The sequence below is a fragment of the Streptomyces sp. NPDC050619 genome, assembly GCF_040654815.1.
Lineage (GTDB): Bacteria > Actinomycetota > Actinomycetes > Streptomycetales > Streptomycetaceae > Streptomyces.
This window is the reverse complement of the sequence record NZ_JBFAIR010000083.1, coordinates 1-17,191: the sequence shown is the minus strand read 5'-3', so window position 1 is coordinate 17,191 and position 17,191 is coordinate 1. Positions and strand designations below refer to the sequence as shown.

Below are 17,191 nucleotides of genomic sequence, written 5' to 3'. Positions count from 1 at the left end.
ATTCGGAGGCGGTTCGGGCCGCCCACAACACCTTCCTGGGCTGGATCGTCGGGCTGGTCGACGAGGTCATGGCCGAGCACGGCCTCGACGGCGACCCCGACATCGATGCCGCGCTCCTCCGCGATACCGTGGTCACCGTGTTCGAAGGCGCGCACGTGCCCAACGACCGGAACAGACCGGCACACGAGATGCTCCGTTTCCTGATGGAGTCCGTCCTGGCCGGGCGTTCACCGATCAAGAGGACCTGATCAAGAGGACCTGATCAGGAGGACCTGACCGCTGATCGCGGTCGGGTCAGGGGTGGCGAGTACCGACTTCAGCGGGCGGATCATCTCGCCCATCTCACGGCGGGCCCGGTCGCCCTGCGTGTCCGCGCGGCCGAGCGCGGGATCGGGGGCGAGTTGGGAGTCGGACTTCCAGTTGTTCGATGCCTCGGTGACGTTGCGGACGGCGGCCGCCGCTCCAGCTCGTAGCTGTCGAGCAGCGCCGGGCCTCCCCAGCCCTCAAGGACCGCGGCGAGTTTCCAGCCGAGGTCGACGGCGTCGCCGATCCCGGTGTTGGCGCCGAAGCCTCCCTTGGGCCACGGCAGATGGGCCGCATCACTGGCGAGGAACACGCGTCCCGCGCGGTAGCTGCGGGCCACGACGCAGTGCCCGCTCCAGGGCTGGGCGGCGAGTATCTCCACGTCGATGGGCGCACCGACGGCTTCGTGCACCCAGGCGACCGCGTCCTTGGGCTCGGGCTCTTGGTCCAGGTACACAGGCGACCGGGTCCGCTTCGAGGCCGCCGGGCACCGTCGCTGCCGTCGGCAGGGACGTCACCGGCGTCCGCGTCGGCGACCGGGTCCGGGTCCACCCCTTCCTGAACTGCCGCACCTGCGTCTACTGCCGTACCGACCGCGACATGATGTGCGCGCAGCAGTCCATCATGGGCTACGCCGCCTTCAACGACTCCGCGATGCCGCTCTACGACGAGTACCACAACGGAGCGCTCGCGGAGTACGTGCGCCTCCCGTACTGGCTGGTCGACCCGCTGCCGGAATCCGTCGGCTTCGACGTCGCGGCCAAGGTGCACACCCTCGCCAACGCCGTACGCGCGCTCAAGTGGGCCGAGCTGCCGATGGGATCCACCGTCGTCGTCACCGCCGCCACCGGTGCCATGGGCACCGCGACGGTCAAGCTCGCGAAGCACTTCGGTGTCGCCGACCTCATCCTCGTCGGTCGCCACAGTGACCGGCTCAAGACCGTCGCGATGCTGTCCGGCGGCATCCCGGCCGCCACCGTCGCCCTGGACGAACTCCCCGACGACTGGGCGACCAGCAACGCTCTCGGCGGCCGGCTGCGCGAACTGGCACCCGGCGGAGCACACGCGGTTCTCGACTACGTTCCCGGCGGCCCGGTCACCGGCAAGGTCATGGGCGGGCTGGTGGCCGGCGGCGCGTTGGTGCACATGGGAGGCAATCCGACGCCGCTGCAGCTGTCACCGATGGCACTCATGATGAACATGTGGCGGTTCATCGGTACCCGCACCTGTACCCGCAACGACGCGCTGGAAGTCCTGCGCCTGTTGGAGACCGGCGCCCTCACCGCTGACGAGCTCATCACGCATCGGTTTCCGCTCAGCGACGCGGTTCGAGCCCTCGACGCCGTCCAACGCCGCGATGAACCCATGTGGATGCCCGTGATCAATCCCTGATCCCGCGCACGACTCCACCAGGGTGCCGCGGAGCCATCGGCGGACCCCGTGCGCCTCGCCGGGCGTGCCCGAGGGGCGGAGCTGGAGGCGAGGACGGTGGCCTGGGCACAAGCGCCGCTCCCGCCAGGAGTGGCCGACGATCAAGCGCTCGGGGGGCTGACGGGCCGTAGGCCGTGAAGGGCGGTTTCGACGATCTGTTCGGCCAGTCCATCCGGGAGGTCGGGATCGTGGAGTACGAACGCGCGGATGAGCACGGGGCTGACGAACATGTCGATGGCCAGTTCCAGGTCGACGTCTGTACGGAGTTCCCCGTTCACGCGGCCCCGCCGGAGGATCTCCAGCCCGAGGTCACGCCCGGGAGTGATCACGCCGGAATGGTAGGCGGCCCATATCTTCGGGCTGCTCCTCATCTGGGCATGCGCGTTGTGCAGGATCGCTGACGAGCCCCTGACCAGGCTGCGTTGGCGCAGCGACTCCAACAGAACGACCAGGTCGTCCCGCATCGAGGTGCCGGGGAGTTCAGGCTTGGCGGGTTCGGCGGCGCGCATGACGTCGACGAAGAGATCCTCCTTGTCGCTCCAGCGGCGGTAGATGGCCGCCTTGCCGACGCGGGCCGAGCGAGCGATGCGTTCGATGGAGAGGTCGGCCAACGGAAAGCCGTCTTCCAGGAGCTTCATCATCGCCTCCAGGATGGCCTGTTCCACGGCCTCGCTGCGGGGGCGGCCCCGAGTGGATTCGTACGTTCGCGAACGGGTCCCGGTCAGGTTTTCCACGTCTCCTCCGCACACCGAGGTGCCAGTCTACGAGAGCGCGGTGTGCTGCTGGCGAGGGAGGACTGCGAAGCCAGAGCACCCCACGGCCGCACTGTGTGGTCGGTCATGCGCCAGGGTGGGCGTGGCCGGTCTGGTAGGCGATCACGACGAGTTGGGCGCGGTCGCGGACGCCGAGCTTGGTCATGATGCGGTTCACGTGGGTCTTGGCGGTCCAGGGCGAGACGTGGAGCTGTTCGGCGATGGCGTCGTTGGAGAGGCCGGCGGCCACGAGGACGAGCACTTGGCGCTCGCGTTCGGTCAGGCTCGTCAGCTCCGGTGCCGGAATGCTCGTCCTGTCGGGCGTGGAAAGGTAGTGGGCGATGAGTGCCTTGGTCGCCTTGGGTGACAGCAGCGTATCTCCGCGGGCGACCAGCCGGATGGCGTCGAGGAGGTCGGAGAGCTCCACGCTCTTTCCGAGGAACCCGCTGGCCCCGGCACGCAGTGCCTGGAAGACGTACTCGTCGGCTTCGAAGGTGGTCAGGATCAGCACCCGTACGCCCGCGAGGTCTTCGTCCGCCGAGATGGCGCGCGTGGCGGCGAGGCCGTCCATGTCGGGCATCCGGATGTCCATCAGCACGACATCGGCACGGGTGCTGCGGGCCAGTCTGACCGCCTCCTCGCCCGTCGCCGCCTCTCCGACGACGTCCAGGTCCGGCTCCGACTCGATGAGCATGCGGAAGCTGGTGCGGACGAGGGCCTGGTCGTCGGCGAGCAGAACGCGGATGGTCATCCCTGCCTCCCCTCGGGGGCGGTCACGCGCAGGGCCGTGCCGGACCCATCTGACGTGCGGGTGTCGGTCGGTGGTCCGGCTGCGGGCAGAGGCAGAGGCAGACGTACGGCGAGGCGAAAGCGACCGTCGGCGTTTGCTCCGGCATGGAGGCTGCCGCCGACGGCGTGAGCGCGCTCGCGCATGCCTGTCAGCCCGTGTCCGGTGCCCGTCGCGGCCGACTCCGGGTACGGGCCGAAGCGCAGGGGGTTGGTGATCCGAACGCGCAGTTCGTCCGGGCCGAAGTCGACGAACAGGTCCGCCTCGGCGGTCGCGCCGTGCTTGTGCGCGTTGGTCAGCCCCTCCTGGATGACGCGGTAGGCGGCCAGGTCGATGGCGGTCGGCAGGGGGCGCGGGTGGCCGGCCTGCCGGTGGCGGACGCTCAGCCCGGCCGCGGTCAGCGATTCGAGTAGCCCGCCGAGCCGGGACAGGCCGGGCACGGGTTCGGCCGGGTGTGTTTCGTCCGACTCGTCGCCGGACTGTCGTAGTACGTGCAGCAGCGGTCCCAGTTCGTCCATGACCGTGCGTCCGGCGTCACGGATGTGACCGAGCGCCACCTCGGCCTGATCCGGCCGGCCTCGCAGGAAGTGACCGGCGACGCCTGCCTGAATGGTGATCAGGGCGATGTGGTGAGCGATCACGTCGTGCAGTTCCCGCGCGATGCGCAGCCGCTCCTCGGCGACCCGGCGCCGGGCCTCTTCTTCCTTGCTCGCCTCCGCCCGCAGCGCTCGCTCCTCCATCGCGGCGGCGTAGGCGTGCCAGGTGCGTACGGTGGCCCCGACGGCGGCGAACATCCCGGTCCAGGCGAACACGGCGCCGGCCTCCGGGCCGGTGGCCGAATCCGTCGCATAGGTGATGACGGCGTACAGGGCGAGGGCCGTGCCCGAGACGGCGGCCAAGGCGATCCGCCGACGGACCGTTCGGGCCACGGTGTAGACCGCGATCAACGCGGCGATCTTCAGCACCCGTGACGGATACGACGCGAGGACGGTGAAGGCCACCTCCCCGAGCACGGTCAGCGCCAGGACGGGCAGCGGTGCCCGGCGGCGGGCCAGCAGAAGCAGGAACGCGGCCGCCGCGGCGACGCCGTCAGCACCCGACGGCCGTACGCCGTCGGGCCACCGTCCGAACAGCAGGGGCAGCAGGCCGGTTCCGGCCACGAGCGTGGCGAGGGCGGCATCCAGCAGGCGTGGGTGGGCGCCGGTGACCCGTCGCAGCGTCGCCGGTCCGATCACGGCTTCACCGTTCCTTAGTACAGATCCTCGGTTTCGGACAGGTGTGGCCGCCTGTCCTCACGCCTGAAGGCGTACGAGCGGTCGGCTGTGTGCCCGCGGGCCGGGTTCACGCGTCGCGTCGCTTGAGCAGTATGGCTGCGCCGGCTAGGAGTACGACGATGTAACCGGCGAACACCGCGAGCCCGGACCCGGGTGACAGCGAGTCGCTGGCCGTCCGCACCGTCATGACCGCGTTCGCCGCGTTCGACGGCAGGTACGGACCGATGGCGTCGTTCCAGTTGCTGGGCAGTAGCTGGATGAGGCCGGGCACCACGAACAGCGCGCCCACCACGAGGGTGATCGCTCCGGCGGTGTTGCGCAGCAGGACGCCGACGGCCAGGCCGATCAGCCCGGCACCGGTCAGGTAGACCGCCGCGCCGACAAGCGCCCGGAACACCCCTGGATCGGACAGCGCGGTGGTGTCCAGACCACGGGAGGACAGCACCGACTGACCGGCCAGGAAGGCCCCCAGGACCGCGACGGACATGAGCACGAAGCTCACCACGGCGAAGACGACCACCTTGCCCCACAACACCGGCAGCCGTGACGGGACCGCGGCCAGCGTGGCGCGTATGGACCCGGTGGCGTACTCGCCGGCACTCATCAGTACCCCGAGCACCGCGACGGCCAGCGCGGCGAGCGTCACCCCGCCCAGGCTGATCGAGGTCGGGTCACCGAAATCATCCTCTCCGGGGCCGTCTCCCGAGCCGACCACACTGCTGAACAGCAGCCCGAAGCCGATGACGAGCGCCACGGTGATCGCCAGCGTGTAGAGCGTCGAGCGCAGCGACCGCAGCTTGATCCATTCCATGTGGACGACCCGCGGAAAGGTCACCTGCTGCCCGCCCGCAGGGCGAGCGGCAGTCCCGGTCGTCTTCTGTGTGTCCTGCGTGTCCTGCGGGTCGAGGGCGGTGGTGCTCATCGGTTCGTCCTTCCGGCGGTGGCGAACTCGGTGGTGGTGGCGTGGTATTCGACGGAGTCGCGGGTCAGCTCCATGAACGCCTCCTCCAGTGACGCCTCCTGGACGAACAACTCGTGCAGCACCAGCCCGGCGGCCGCGGCGCGTTCGCCGATCTCGGCGGCCTCCAGCCCCTGGACGTCCAGCACGCCGGGCCGGCTGCTGCTGACCGAGACACCGTCACCCACCAGCAGGTCACGCAAGGACGCGGCCTGCGGCGACTGCACCCGTACGCTCCGGCCGGCGGACTGGGCGATGAAGTCGGCGAGTGGGCCCGCGGACAGCAGCCGGCCCCGCCCGATCACGATGAGGTCCTCTGCGATCAACGCCATCTCGCTCATCAGGTGTGAGGAGACGAAGACGGTCCGCCCCTGTTCCGCGAGGTCCTTCAGGAGGTTGCGGATCCACAGCACGCCTTCGGGGTCGAGGCCGTTGACCGGCTCGTCCAGCATGACGATGTGCGGGTCGCCGAGCAGTGCCGAGGCGATGCCCAGCCGCTGCCCCATGCCCAGCGAGAAGCCGCCCGCCCGCTTGCGGGCCACCTCCGTCAGGCCGACCATGTCGATCACCTCCAGCACCCGCCGCTTGCCGATGCCGTTGCTCGCGGCCAGCGCGAGCAGGTGCTGATATGCCGAGCGCCCGGGGTGGATCGACTTCGCCTCCAGCAGCGCCCCGATCTCCTGGAGCGGGGCCTTGTGCTGCTCGTAGGGGCGGCCGTTGACGCGGACGGTTCCGGACGACGGGCGGTCAAGACCCATGACCATCCGCATCGTCGTCGACTTGCCCGCCCCATTGGGTCCGAGAAAGCCCGTCACCACTCCAGGACGCACGGTGAAGCTCAGCGCGTCGACCGCGAGCTTGTCCCCGTACCTTTTACTGAGGCCGTTCACCTCGATCACAATCCACCTCCGGGTTGCTTTAGGCCTCAAGGTTCTTGCACGGGGGCCGGCTTTCGCGTCGCCCTGCGGCGGTCACTGCTTGTACCACGACCGTGGTAGGCCGCGGCCGGCGGCAGCGACCTTGGGGTGACGCTCGTCGTCGCTCGCCGTGGTCGAACGAGGTCGACCGCCGACTCGGACCTGCGCAAACCGGCTTCCCCGTCCAGCGGCGGCGGGCTTGGAGTGCGGTCGCGGCTCAGTGCGAGTCGGCGCGGCGTATACGCGCCCGCAGCTTCGGGAACTGCTCGAGGGCGTTGGTCCGCTCGAGAGCGATCCGCTCGCGCCGGCTGTAGACCTCGTCGACGGTCGGTTCGGGGTCGCCTGCCTTGAGGAGCGGCAGGCTGCCCTTGAGGAAGGGCATCGTCTCGACGTTGTCGGCCGCGTAGAGGTGGCGGGTCGCCGGCCAGTCGCTGCCGAACATGATGTGGCTGTCGGGCACAAGGGACGACAGCGGCTGCAACTGCGCGGCGGTGAACGCCTGCGCGTCGTCGAAGTACATCCGCGAGAGGTACGTGAGGGGGCCTTCCGGCAGTACCTCATTGAACGGCGGGAAGGCCGAGTGCCGTGTCGCGAGCCGGTAGGCCAGGAACGGCAGTGCCCCGCCGCAGTGCGTGAAGTGCCAGCGGATGTTCGGGTAGTCCCGCAGGACACCGTTGTAGATCAGGCTCGTCATCGCACGGGTCGCGTCGAACGTGTACTCGAAGACGTTGTTCCCGGCCGGGATGTCGGGGCCGAAGCAGAGCTTCGGAGCCGGGTTCTGGTCCGGACCCGTCGGGTGGACGTAGACGTAGGCACCGCGGTCGTTGAGGATCTCGTACAGAGGCTTGAAGGAAGGATCCCCCAGGTAGGTGCCCTTGTAGTTGGTGAGCAGGCAGATGCCGTCGAGATCCAGCTCGCCGAGCGCGCGGTCCACCTCGGCCACCGAGCCCTCGATGTCGGGCATCGGGGTGACCGCGAAGATCCCGAACCGGTCTCCACGGGTCTGCACGAGGTCGCGGGCCCAGTCGTTGACCGCGCGGGCGGTGGCGCGCCGGTCGTCGACCGGGCCGACGGTGACCTGGAGGTCGCCGAACGACAGGACGCTGGCCTGGATCCGGTACTGGTCCATGAAGGCCAGGTGCCGATCGACCGACCACGGACCGTACGCCCCGGTAATGGCGCCGAGGAGGCCGTAGCGCTTCAGGTAGTCGTTGTACACGTCCGGGGAGTAGTGCGCGTGGGTGTCGATACGCCAGTTGCCCTTCGGCAGCCCCGGGCCGGACGATGCCTCCTCCCCACTGGCCATGGCAGCCGGCATCGCGGCCGCTGCCGCCCCGACAAGCGCCGCGGCCGATGTCGCTTCGATCATCCTTCGACGCGAGATGTTCCGTCGCAGGTTCATGTCCCGTTCCTCTCTTCGTTCTGTGTGCGGGTCAGGTCGTATGTGTCGTATGTGCGTGGCAAAAGGGCAGGCCGGTGTCCCGGTCGGGCTGTGCGGGCGGGTAAGTCGCTCCTCGGCTTATGGCGCCGACGTGGGCGCGCCGAGCACGACGGAACCAGACAGCGCGGTGGGAACCGCCGTAGTCAGGTGCCGTACAGCTGGGTGATCAACGCTGTCCACCGGCGGGACGAGGAGTGCGTGCATGACCACTAGACAACAGCCACCTCATAAAGCACGTGCCGCTCAGCCCATGAAGCTTCCATGAAGCCAATCGCCAGGCCGGCGGCGACTTCATGGCAGTTCATGGCAGGAGGAGCACTTTGCCGGTCTGCCGGTGGCTTTCGAGGTAGGTGTGGGCCTCGGTCGCCTCTGCCAGGGGGTAGGCCCGGTCGATGATCGGGTTGATCTTTCCGTCTGCCAGCAGTTCCAGGCACAGTTGCTGGTCGCGCAGGGTGGCGCCGCGCACGCTGGCGATTTTCACCTGCTGGCCGATGAGTGCGAGGGCGTCCAGTTCGAGGCGGGATCCGTGGTGGGTGGGTGTGCCCAGGACGATGACCGTGCCGCCGAGGCGTATGCAGGATAGGGAGAGCTGGAAGAAGTCGTTGCCGCCGACGCAGTCCCAGACGGCGTCGGCGCCCAGACCGCGGGTCAGTTCCCTGACCTGTGCGGGCAGTCGGGGATCGGTGGAGTGCAGGATGTGGTCGTAGCCGAGTTTGCTGAGTGCTTCGTCGCGGTCCGGCTTGGTGGTGGTGGCGATGACGGTGGCTCCGCTCAGCTTCGCCAGTTGTGCGCAGGCGATCGCCATTCCGCCGCTGGCGCCGGTGATGACCACGGTGTCGCCGGGGCCGACGGGTGCTTGCCGTGCGCAGTTGAGGGGGGTGGTGTAGGTCCACATGGTGGCTGCGGCGGTCTCGAAGTCGACGCCGTCGGGGATGGGCAGGATCGCGTCCTGGCGGCGTACGACGTACTGGGCGTATCCGCCGAAGACCTGGTGTCCGGGGTAGGCGGTGTCGACGCACAGGTTTTCGAGCCCGCGTACGCACAGGGCGCAGGTGCGGCACGGCGGGTGCGGAAGTTGCACGGCCCTGTCGCCGGGGTGCCACCTGGTGACGTTCTCGCCGGTGGCGACGATTTCACCGGCGGCGTCCCGGCCGAGCTGGAACGGCAGCGGCCACGGCGGCCGTCCCGGGAGAGGCTGCGGCAGGTTGCCCGCGCGGTAGCGGAGATCCCAGCTGTTGACGGCCGTGGCGTGCACGCGCATCAGGATGTCGTCGGGGCCGACCTCGGGTAACGGTGCCTCTATGTACGTGAGCACCTCGGGCCCGCCATGCTCGAACAGGCGGACCGCCATCATGGTCTGTTCCACTCTCACGTTCCTTCAGATCGTTACGCGGTTCATCGGGGGGTCCATGGAGCCGCCTGATGGCGGGACGAGGAGCGCATGAACGACCGCCAGGCAACAGCCGCCTCATGAGGCATGTGCCACTCGGCGTATGAAGCCTCCATGAAGCCCGGCTCGTCACGCCGGCGCCCACTCCCGCGGCGGCGACTCAGCGGGAGACCGGAGGCATGCCGCCCCCTCGAGCGGGTTCCTGCGGCAGGCGCAAGGCGAACGTCGCTCCCTCGCCCAGCCCAGCGGATTCCGCGGTGATGTCTCCGCCGTGTGCTCGGGCGATGCCCCGGGCGATGGTCAGGCCGATGCCGCTGCCGCCGGCGGCAGCGGGTCGGCGGGGATGCTCGAGGCGTTCGAAGCGGTGGAAGATGCGCTCCAGGTCGTGTTCGGCGATGCCGATGCCGTCGTCCACGACGCGGACGACCACGTGCTGCACGGGAGACGGTTCGGTATGCACGGACAGCGCCACATGCCCGTGCCGATCGCATGCGGCCAGTGCGTTGCCGAGCAGGTTCACCAGGACCTGGGTGATCCGGTCCGGGTCGCAGAAAGCGTCGACGGGTGTGCCCGCGTCCACGACGAGGGTCACCATCTGGTCGTCGTACTGGGCGTGCAGTCGCTCGGCTGTGGTCCGTGCCACCAGGGCCACGTCGGTGGGCTTGCGGTGAAGAGCGAAGGCGCCCTCCTCCGACCGGGACAGGCTCGAGAGGTCGCCGGCGAGGCGCTGCAGCCGGTCCAGGTCGTCGGCGAGGGAAGCGAACATCGCGTCGTCGGGGACGAAGATGCCGTCGGCCATGCCCTCGATCTGGCCGCGCAGGATGGTGATGGGGGTCCGCATCTCGTGGGCGACCTCGGAGATCAGCCGGGCGCGGCGGCGTTCGGTGTCGGCGAGGGTCGCCGCCAGCCTGTTCACGTCCTCGACCAGTGCCGCCAGTCCCGGCTCGCTGGGGAGTTCGAGAATGTCGTCGTAGTGCCCCTCGGCGAGCCGGTGCGTGGCGGCGCGCACCCTGTCGAGCGGACGCAGCAGAAACCGGGACAGGGCGACGGACGCCGGGAAGGCCGCGGCCACTCCGAACACAAGGCCGACCTGGAGGACCACGTCGCCTTCCACGTCGTCAAGCCCGAGCCACACCTCGATCAGCGCGCTGATCGCCGCCATGGCCAGCAGTGCCAGGAGGAGCACCGTGACGTGCGAGAGCACCAGCCGGTTGCGGAGCGACAGCCGATCCTGGAGTCCGCACAGCCGCGCACGACCCCTTTGGCGGGCCGGGAAGCGGAAGGGCCGCATGGGTGGGTGTCCTTCCTGGCCGCTAGGCGGGGCGCCCGACGAACCGGTAGCCGATGGAGCGGACGGTGCCGACGAACCGGGGCGCGCTCGCGTCGTCGCCCAGCGCGCGGCGCAGGGTGCGGATGTGTACGTCGACGACGCGCTCGTCGCCGAAGAAGTCCTCGCCCCACACGTGGGCCAGCAGGCCGCGCCGAGTGAAGACCCGCCCGGGGGCCCGGGCCATCGCAAGCAGCAGGTCGAAGTCGAGGGCGGACAGTTCCACCGCCCGTTCGGCGTCGACGAGGACGGTCCGTGTCCCGGGATCGACACTCAGGCCGTCGAAGCGCAGTACCCCGTCCTCGAGGACCGCCTCGGGCCGGTTGTCGGCGCGCCGCAGGATCGCGCGCACGCGCAGGGCCAGTTCGCGGGGGCTGAAGGGCTTGGTGACGTAGTCGTCGCTGCCGGTGGTGAAGCCGATCAGCCGGTCGACCTCCTCGTCCCGGGCGGTGAGCAGGATCACCGGGATCTGGCTCGCCTCCCGGACGCGGCGCAGGACCTGGAATCCGTCCAGCCCGGGGAGCATCACATCCAGCACCACGAGGTCCGGCCGGTCGCGGGTGACCGCTCGAAGGGCGGACGGTCCGTCCGCGGCTTCGATGACGTGGAACCCGTCCGCCTCCAGGTAGCCGCGCACGGTCATGCGGATCTTGGGTTCGTCATCGACGACCAGAACGCGCTGCGTACTCATCGTGCTCGCTTTCCATCGCCGAGGTGGGCAGGGGAAGGGGGAGGGCCGTCGTGGCCGCGGGGTGACCGGCGGCCTGGAGGTGGAGGGCCTCGAATGTGGTCAGCGTACGGTGGATGTCGTGGCCGGTGATGATCTCCCGGTCGGCCTCGCCCCTCCGGCGCCGGGCCGCCGGGTCGTCGAGCGGCTCCATGAGGCGGTCGGGCAGGGCGCGGACAACGGTGGCCACCGCCGGGGACGGGCCGCCCGTGCCGGGCCAGCAGCAGACCGGCCGCGGGAAGCGCGGCCGACGAAGCCGGCAAAGACGGCACTGTGCCGCGGGGCATGGTGATCAACGGCGGCCGATGTCGACGGCGGTGCGAGAAAGACATGCATGCCCGCCACGCAACCGCCGCTTCATGAGGCACCTGCCACTCGGCATATGAAGCTTCCATGAAGCAGGTCTCTGTGGCCGTTGGCCCGTCGGAAATCCCTCGCAGGACCGCTTCGGATGTCGGTTTTCCTGGTTCTGGATGCTGTGGCTGGCCCGGGAGGCGGGAGTGGCCGAAAAGTATCGGCCTGTAAGCCGAGTGCGGCCTCGCCGCGCTACAGAGGAGAGTTTCTTGAACGTCGCGCCAACGGTGAACAAGCCGCGAGAACGGCAAGTGGCCACACTGGTCATGGCCTGTCTCGGGATGTTCGTCGCCTATCTGCCAGTGACCACGGTCTCGGTGAGCCTGCCCGCCATCGGGAGCGCGTTGCACGCGTCGACCTCCCAACTGACCTGGGTCTCGTCCGCGTTCCAGCTCCCCATGGCCGCTCTCATCCTGACCGCCGGGGTTGTCGGCGACGTACATGGCCGCAAGAAGGTGTACCTGGCGGGCCTCGCGTTGGCCGGCGCGGGAGCGGCAACCGCACTGTCGGCACAGTCCGTCGAGGTCCTGTGGGTCGGTCAGGCGTGCGCCGGGCTGGGCGCGGCCGCGTTGCTGCCGTCGACGTTGGCCCTGATCAGCCATGCCGTGCCCGACCCCCGTAAGCGCGGCACGTTCATCGGGCTCTGGGCCGCGTCCCTGATGACCGCGCTGGCCGTCGGCCCCATGATCGCCGGAGTGATCCTCGACCACACCACCTGGCGGTGGATCTTCCTGCCTGCCATACCGGTGGCGGTCATCACCCTGGCGGTCGCGGCACCGCTGGTGACCGACTCCCGCGCTCCCGGTGAGCGTCGCCTGGACTGGCCCGGTCAGATCACCGCGGCGGTGACGATCACCGCGCTGGTCTACGGCGTCATCGAGGGCGGTGCCGCGTCGTTCACCGAGGGTCGGGTGATCGCGGCCCTGTCGCTGGCGGCGGTCAGTGCCATCGTCTTCGTTCTGGCCGAGCGGCGCAGCCCCAGCCCGATGCTCGACCTGTCGCTCTTCCGCAGCGCGGCCTTCAGCGCGACGACCCTGATCGCCATGATCACGTTCCTGGGGCTGATCGGTTTCTTCTTCGTCCTCAGCCTGTACTTCGGCCTGGTGCAGCGACTCGACACCCTGCACGCGGGTTACCGGCTCCTTGTCGTCTGTGTGGTTTCCCTGGTCGTGGGCGCGCTGGCAGGCCGCCTCATGTACCGGATCCCGCCGCGCGTCATGATCACCACCGGCCTGCTGGTCACCGCGGGGTCGCTGTTGTCCTTGACCGCGATCGACGCCGGGACCGGCTTCGGTCCGCTGGCCTGGCGGCTGGCCCTGCTCGGCCTCGGACTCGGCCTGGTGATCACCCCGATGACCGCAACGGCGGTGGCGGCGGTGCCGCACCACTTGGCCGGTATGGCGTCGGCGGGCAACAACGCCTTCCGGCAGGTCGGCGGCGCGCTCGGCCCGGCCGTGCTGGGCACCCTGCTGACGACGAAGAGCGCCGACACCCTGCCCGGCCACCTGCGCGACGTAGGCGTCACCGGGCCCGTGGCCCAGCGGATCAGCGACGCCGTGGACGCCGGCGGCCTGGGAGCGGCGGCCCGCATGAACCTCGGCCAGAACACCGGCCGGGCCATGGGCGCGTTGGGTGAGGCCTTCCTCGACGGCCTCTACCTGTGCCTGATCGTGGCCGCCTGCCTGGCCCTGGTTGCCGCACTCGTCGGCGCGGTACTGCTGCGGACTCCGCAGCGCACAAGTACACCTGTCGCCGGCTCCGCGGATCTGGCACTCGAGGACGCCGAGCCCGTCGAGTTCGAGCCGGAGCCGGTGCTGGTCGGCGCCCACGCTCGGGGTCGGTCGGGCGAGCCCGGGCAGCGGCTGGGCGTGGTCGGCTCCGCAACCGGGGGCGACACGTTCGTCCCTGACGGTGGAGGGGGTCCCGCCCTGTACGGCCGGATACTCGGGACGACGGAGGAAGAGGCCGTCGAGGGAGCCACGTTGACGCTGATCTCACTGGGCGGGCGACAGCTGGGCCGGGCCGTGGCGCATTCCGGAGGGCGTTACCGTCTGGACGCGCCGAGCGCGGGATCGTACGTTCTGATCGCGGCGGCGGAGGGCCACCAGCCGCAGGCGTCGACCGTGGTGGTGGGTGAGGAGCCGCTGTCCCACGACGTCCTGCTGTCCGCGAACAGTGGGCTGGTCGGCACGGTGGTCACCGCCGGAGACGGCGCGCCCGTGCAGGGTGCGATGGTGGCGGTGACGGATGCGCGGGGCGCGGCACTGGCCGCTGAAACGACCGACGCGGCAGGTGCGTTCGCGTTCGGCGAGCTGCCACAGGGCGAAGTCACGGTGGTCGTGAACGCGGCCGGATTCCGGCCTGCCGCTCTCCCCGTGCGGGTGTTCGGACCTCGACTCGCCCGTCTGGACGTGGCGTTGTGGCCGGGGGCAGTACTTCGGGGCACAGTGCGGGCGGGCGCCGACCACCTGCCGCTGACCGACGCGCGGGTCACGCTCGTGGACAAGGCGGGCAACGTGATCGACACGGCGACCACCGGGCCGGACGGCGGATATGCCTTCACCGACCTGGACGCGGGCGACTACTCGGTGATCGCGGGCGGTTATCCGCCGGTTGCCGCGCCGATAGCCGTGGACGGGCCGGGACGTGAGCTCGACCTGGAACTGGCTCATCCGGAGAGCTGAGCCGGCCACCCGGTCAGCAGCCCTTTTGCGATAAGGACAGCAGGACGTACCGGACCGGATCGTGCCCAGGGGCATGGAGCGGCCGGGACCGGTATGGGGCGCGTCCGTGGGGACGGAGGGCGCCCGCGCGTGGTCCGGGACCCACATCCCCTCGGGTCCCGGACCACGACACGCCGACCTCGACGCGATCGTCGTCTGCGGTCTGCGGTCTGCGGTCTGCGGTCTGCGGTCAGCGGTTCGGTTCGTAGCTGAGCTGCTTGACCTGGCGCAGGACGAGAGCCGACTCCACCGCTTGTATGCCGTCGAGAGCACCGATCTTCTCGCTCAGATAGGTGTACAGCTCGTGGGGGCTCCGGAAGTGGACGGAGACGACGATGTTTGCCTGGCCGGTGGTGGCGGACGCGAAATGCACCTCCGGGTGTGTGGCGAGGCTGCGGCCGACGTCGGCGAGCGCGCGGGGCGCCACGGTGAGCCAGAGCATGGCGTTGACGCCCTGGCCGAGAGGTTCGTGGTCGTGCTGCACGTCGAAGTACAACACGCCGGTGGAGCGCAGCGTCTCGAGCCGCCGTTTGACCGCGGACTCCGACTGGTCGGTGGCCTTCTGAAGCTCCGTGAGGGTGGCCCTGCCGTCGCGGCGGAGCATCGCGAGCAGCGACTCGTCGGCCGCGTCCAGAGTGACGGGGGCATCGAGCGGCACCGGAGCCGGCACACGCAGAGCGGCTTCCTGGTCGGGGGTGAGCGCGTTGGACTTGTTCAGCCAGCCGAGGGATCCGCCGTAGAAGGAGTGCAGCAGGCAGTGGACGGTCACCGTGGAGATCTGCCGGGTGCGTTGGAGCCGGTCGAAGAGCAGATCGTCCCGCTCCTTTCGGCTGCGTGGTTTCATGCCGCAGACGATCTCGGTGCCACCGGAGATGAGATTCACGTAGAGAGTGTCCGGGCGTTTGGCGAGTGCGTCCGCGAGCTGTTCCGCCACGTCCGGCGTGCAGTGCATTCGTACGATCCAGCTCTGGCGGCCGAGGCGGTTGTCGTCCGTCATGCCGAGCACCCGCACGTTGACGGTGTTGCGCAGCCGTCGGTACCGCCGGGCGACGGTCTGGTCGGAGACTCCGAGTACCGCGGCGATACTGCTGAACGGGGCGCGCCCGTCGAGCTGCAGCGCTTGCAGTATCCGGAGGTCGAGGGGATCGAGTGTGGGGAAGCCCACCGGTACTCCTTCGGACAGGGGGAACGCGCCGCTGCAAGCGTGGTCAGCACGGGCGGTGATCGTTCGACACCGGAATGACATCCGCGGTCACGGACCCGCTTTCCCTCCGGAACGGGACCGGTCAAGTCTCCCGGACCACGTCAGCCACCTCATCGAGGAGTGCCCTCAGCTGCGCGGCTTTCTTGGGACCGAGCTTCTCGGCGATCCGCTGTTCCATTTCCACGATCACGGCATCGGCCTCGCGCAGGGAGTCGCGGCCCGCGTCGGTGAGGTGAAGTTCCTGCACATGGCCGTGGCGCGGATGCGGTCGGCGTTCCAGGTGGCCCCGCTCATCGAGGCGGGCCACCTGGGAGGCCACTGCTTGCGGCGTGACGTTCAGGCGGCGGGCCAATTCCGCGCCGGTCAGGCCGGGATGGGTATGGACGTTGATCAGCAGGGTGTACTGCGCGGCCGCGATGCCCAACGGTCGTAGCCGCTGATCCTTGCGGGCCTGCACTGCCCACTCCGCCCGCCGCAGTGCCCAGGTCACCCGGTCCAGTGCATTGGCAGCGATCGGCCGCTCGTCATCCTGTTTCACGTCGCGAGAATACGACGTTACTGCGGGCTCAGACCTCGCGGACCGCCTTGGCCACTTGATCGAGCAGCGCCCGCAACTGTGCCGTCTCCGAGCCGAGACCCTCGGTGATCTGCCGCTCGATGCCGGAGATCACTTCGTCGGCCGCGCGCAGCACCTCCCGCCCGGTGTCGGTGACGTGCAGCTCCTGGATGTGCCGGTGGCGCGGATGCTCGCGTCTCTCCAGCTGTCCGCGGCTCTCCAGCCGCGCTACCAGCGAGGCGATGGCCTGGGGAGTCACGTTGAGGCGGCGGGCCAGCTCGGCGCCGGTCAGCCCCGGCTCGGAGTGCACTGAGATCAGGAGCGTGTAGTGCGCTGCCGCCAGGCCCAGCGGGCGCAGCCGCTGCTCCTTGAGCGTTTGCACCGCCAGTTCCGCGCGGCGCAACGCCCAGGTCACCCGGTCAAGTGCGTCGGGAGCGACGGGCTCCTCGTTGTTTCGTGTCACGCGAGAAGGATACGGCACTTCATTACTATCAAGCGTTTGACAGTTGCCCAGCGTTTGAACAACACTGCACCCATGACTCGCATCATCGCTCTGATCACTGGCGCCTCGTCCGGCATCGGCGCCGCCTACGCCCGTCTCCTGGCGGACGACCACGACCTCGTGCTGGTGGCGCGACGCGCCGACCGGCTCGCCGACCTCGCCGAGGAACTCCGCGCCCAGGGGGCAGCCGTCGAGGTGCTGCCCGCCGACCTCATGACCCACGACGGCATCGCCGCTGTCACCGACCGCCTGGCCGCCGGTGACGTACGCGTGCTGATCAGCAACGCCGGCGCCGGCGGCTACGCCCCGCTCACCGATGTCGAGTCGGCCGACATCGATCGCCTGCTCACCCTCAACGCCGTCGCCCCCGTCCGGCTGGTCCACGCCGCACTTCCCGGAATGCTCGCGGCAGGCGAAGGCGCGATCGTCACCGTCGCCTCGCTGCTCGCCTTCAGCGCCGGCTTCACGGACCCGCGAGCGCCTCGGCGCACCCTGTACGTCGCCGCGAAGGCCGCCACCTTGGGCTTCACTCGCACCCTCGCCGG

At 69.6% G+C, this 17,191-nt stretch carries 17 protein-coding genes and 2 pseudogenes; 5 read left to right on the top strand and 14 right to left on the bottom strand.

Annotated elements, in window-relative coordinates; all coding sequences use genetic code 11:
- Positions 1-248 (top strand): hypothetical protein (locus AB0I77_RS52480; protein WP_363290136.1); only part of this gene is annotated, 248 nt, incomplete at its 5' end.
- A 173-nt stretch (positions 249-421) separates the two neighbouring features.
- Here AB0I77_RS52480 and AB0I77_RS52475 read toward each other — a convergent pair.
- Positions 422-706, bottom strand: a pseudogene (locus tag AB0I77_RS52475) (FAD-dependent monooxygenase); the annotation flags it as partial.
- Positions 707-801: 95 nt separating this feature from the next.
- On the opposite strand from AB0I77_RS52475, the pseudogene AB0I77_RS52470 reads away from it, so the two are divergent.
- Positions 802-1,002: pseudogene (locus AB0I77_RS52470) on the top strand (alcohol dehydrogenase catalytic domain-containing protein); the annotation flags it as partial.
- A gap of 117 nt (positions 1,003-1,119) precedes the next feature.
- On the top strand, positions 1,120-1,695 hold the full coding sequence (locus tag AB0I77_RS52465; protein WP_363290140.1) for a zinc-binding dehydrogenase: 576 nt from the start codon (positions 1,120-1,122) through the stop codon (positions 1,693-1,695).
- Between the two features lie 140 nt (positions 1,696-1,835).
- Here AB0I77_RS52465 and AB0I77_RS52460 read toward each other — a convergent pair whose 3' ends face one another.
- The 10 genes from AB0I77_RS52460 to AB0I77_RS52415 form a co-directional block, all read right to left on the bottom strand.
- Complete coding sequence (locus AB0I77_RS52460; RefSeq protein ID WP_363290138.1) at positions 1,836-2,375, bottom strand: TetR/AcrR family transcriptional regulator; 540 nt, start codon at positions 2,373-2,375, stop codon at positions 1,836-1,838.
- Positions 2,376-2,571: 196 nt separating this feature from the next.
- Positions 2,572-3,237, bottom strand: a complete 666-nt coding sequence (locus tag AB0I77_RS52455; protein WP_363290135.1) for a response regulator transcription factor — start codon at positions 3,235-3,237, stop codon at positions 2,572-2,574.
- Complete coding sequence (locus AB0I77_RS52450) at positions 3,234-4,508, bottom strand: histidine kinase (protein ID WP_363290134.1); 1,275 nt, start codon at positions 4,506-4,508, stop codon at positions 3,234-3,236. Before AB0I77_RS52450 ends, AB0I77_RS52455 begins: the two co-directional genes overlap by 4 nt.
- 106 nt (positions 4,509-4,614) lie before the next feature.
- Positions 4,615-5,469 (bottom strand): ABC transporter permease subunit, encoded by an 855-nt coding sequence (locus tag AB0I77_RS52445; protein ID WP_363290133.1) that lies wholly within the window; start codon positions 5,467-5,469, stop codon positions 4,615-4,617.
- On the bottom strand, positions 5,466-6,404 hold the full coding sequence (locus AB0I77_RS52440) for an ATP-binding cassette domain-containing protein (protein ID WP_363290132.1): 939 nt from the start codon (positions 6,402-6,404) through the stop codon (positions 5,466-5,468). The genes AB0I77_RS52445 and AB0I77_RS52440 overlap by 4 nt, the downstream gene beginning before the upstream one ends.
- Before the next feature lie 235 nt (positions 6,405-6,639).
- Positions 6,640-7,824 carry an amidohydrolase family protein gene (locus tag AB0I77_RS52435; protein WP_363290131.1) on the bottom strand — a complete coding sequence of 395 codons (1,185 nt, stop codon included), beginning with the start codon at positions 7,822-7,824 and terminating at the stop codon, positions 6,640-6,642.
- 340 nt (positions 7,825-8,164) lie between these two features.
- Entirely contained in the window at positions 8,165-9,229 is a 1,065-nt protein-coding gene (locus AB0I77_RS52430) for a zinc-binding dehydrogenase (protein WP_363290130.1), read from the bottom strand.
- 184 nt (positions 9,230-9,413) lie between these two features.
- Positions 9,414-10,544: an ATP-binding protein gene (locus AB0I77_RS52425; RefSeq protein ID WP_363290129.1), complete on the bottom strand. Its 1,131-nt coding sequence runs from the start codon at positions 10,542-10,544 to the stop codon at positions 9,414-9,416.
- Between the two features lie 22 nt (positions 10,545-10,566).
- A complete protein-coding gene (locus tag AB0I77_RS52420) occupies positions 10,567-11,271 on the bottom strand; it encodes a response regulator transcription factor (protein ID WP_363290128.1) in 705 nt (234 codons plus the stop codon).
- A complete protein-coding gene (locus AB0I77_RS52415; protein WP_363290127.1) occupies positions 11,240-11,497 on the bottom strand; it encodes a hypothetical protein in 258 nt (85 codons plus the stop codon). Before AB0I77_RS52415 ends, AB0I77_RS52420 begins: the two co-directional genes overlap by 32 nt.
- A gap of 430 nt (positions 11,498-11,927) precedes the next feature.
- Here AB0I77_RS52415 and AB0I77_RS52410 point away from each other — a divergent pair, with 430 nt between their 5' ends.
- Positions 11,928-14,345, top strand: a complete 2,418-nt coding sequence (locus tag AB0I77_RS52410; RefSeq protein WP_363290137.1) for an MFS transporter — start codon at positions 11,928-11,930, stop codon at positions 14,343-14,345.
- Between the two features lie 229 nt (positions 14,346-14,574).
- On the opposite strand, the gene AB0I77_RS52405 is transcribed toward AB0I77_RS52410, so the two are convergent.
- The 3 genes from AB0I77_RS52405 to AB0I77_RS52395 form a co-directional block, all read right to left on the bottom strand.
- On the bottom strand, positions 14,575-15,549 hold the full coding sequence (locus AB0I77_RS52405) for an Lrp/AsnC family transcriptional regulator (protein ID WP_363290126.1): 975 nt from the start codon (positions 15,547-15,549) through the stop codon (positions 14,575-14,577).
- Between the two features lie 121 nt (positions 15,550-15,670).
- A complete protein-coding gene (locus AB0I77_RS52400) occupies positions 15,671-16,126 on the bottom strand; it encodes a MarR family transcriptional regulator (RefSeq protein ID WP_363290125.1) in 456 nt (151 codons plus the stop codon).
- A gap of 28 nt (positions 16,127-16,154) precedes the next feature.
- A complete protein-coding gene (locus AB0I77_RS52395) occupies positions 16,155-16,607 on the bottom strand; it encodes a MarR family transcriptional regulator (protein WP_363290123.1) in 453 nt (150 codons plus the stop codon).
- 72 nt (positions 16,608-16,679) lie between these two features.
- On the opposite strand from AB0I77_RS52395, the gene AB0I77_RS52390 reads away from it, so the two are divergent.
- A partial coding sequence (locus AB0I77_RS52390; protein ID WP_363290122.1) for an SDR family NAD(P)-dependent oxidoreductase occupies positions 16,680-17,191 on the top strand: 512 nt, incomplete at its 3' end.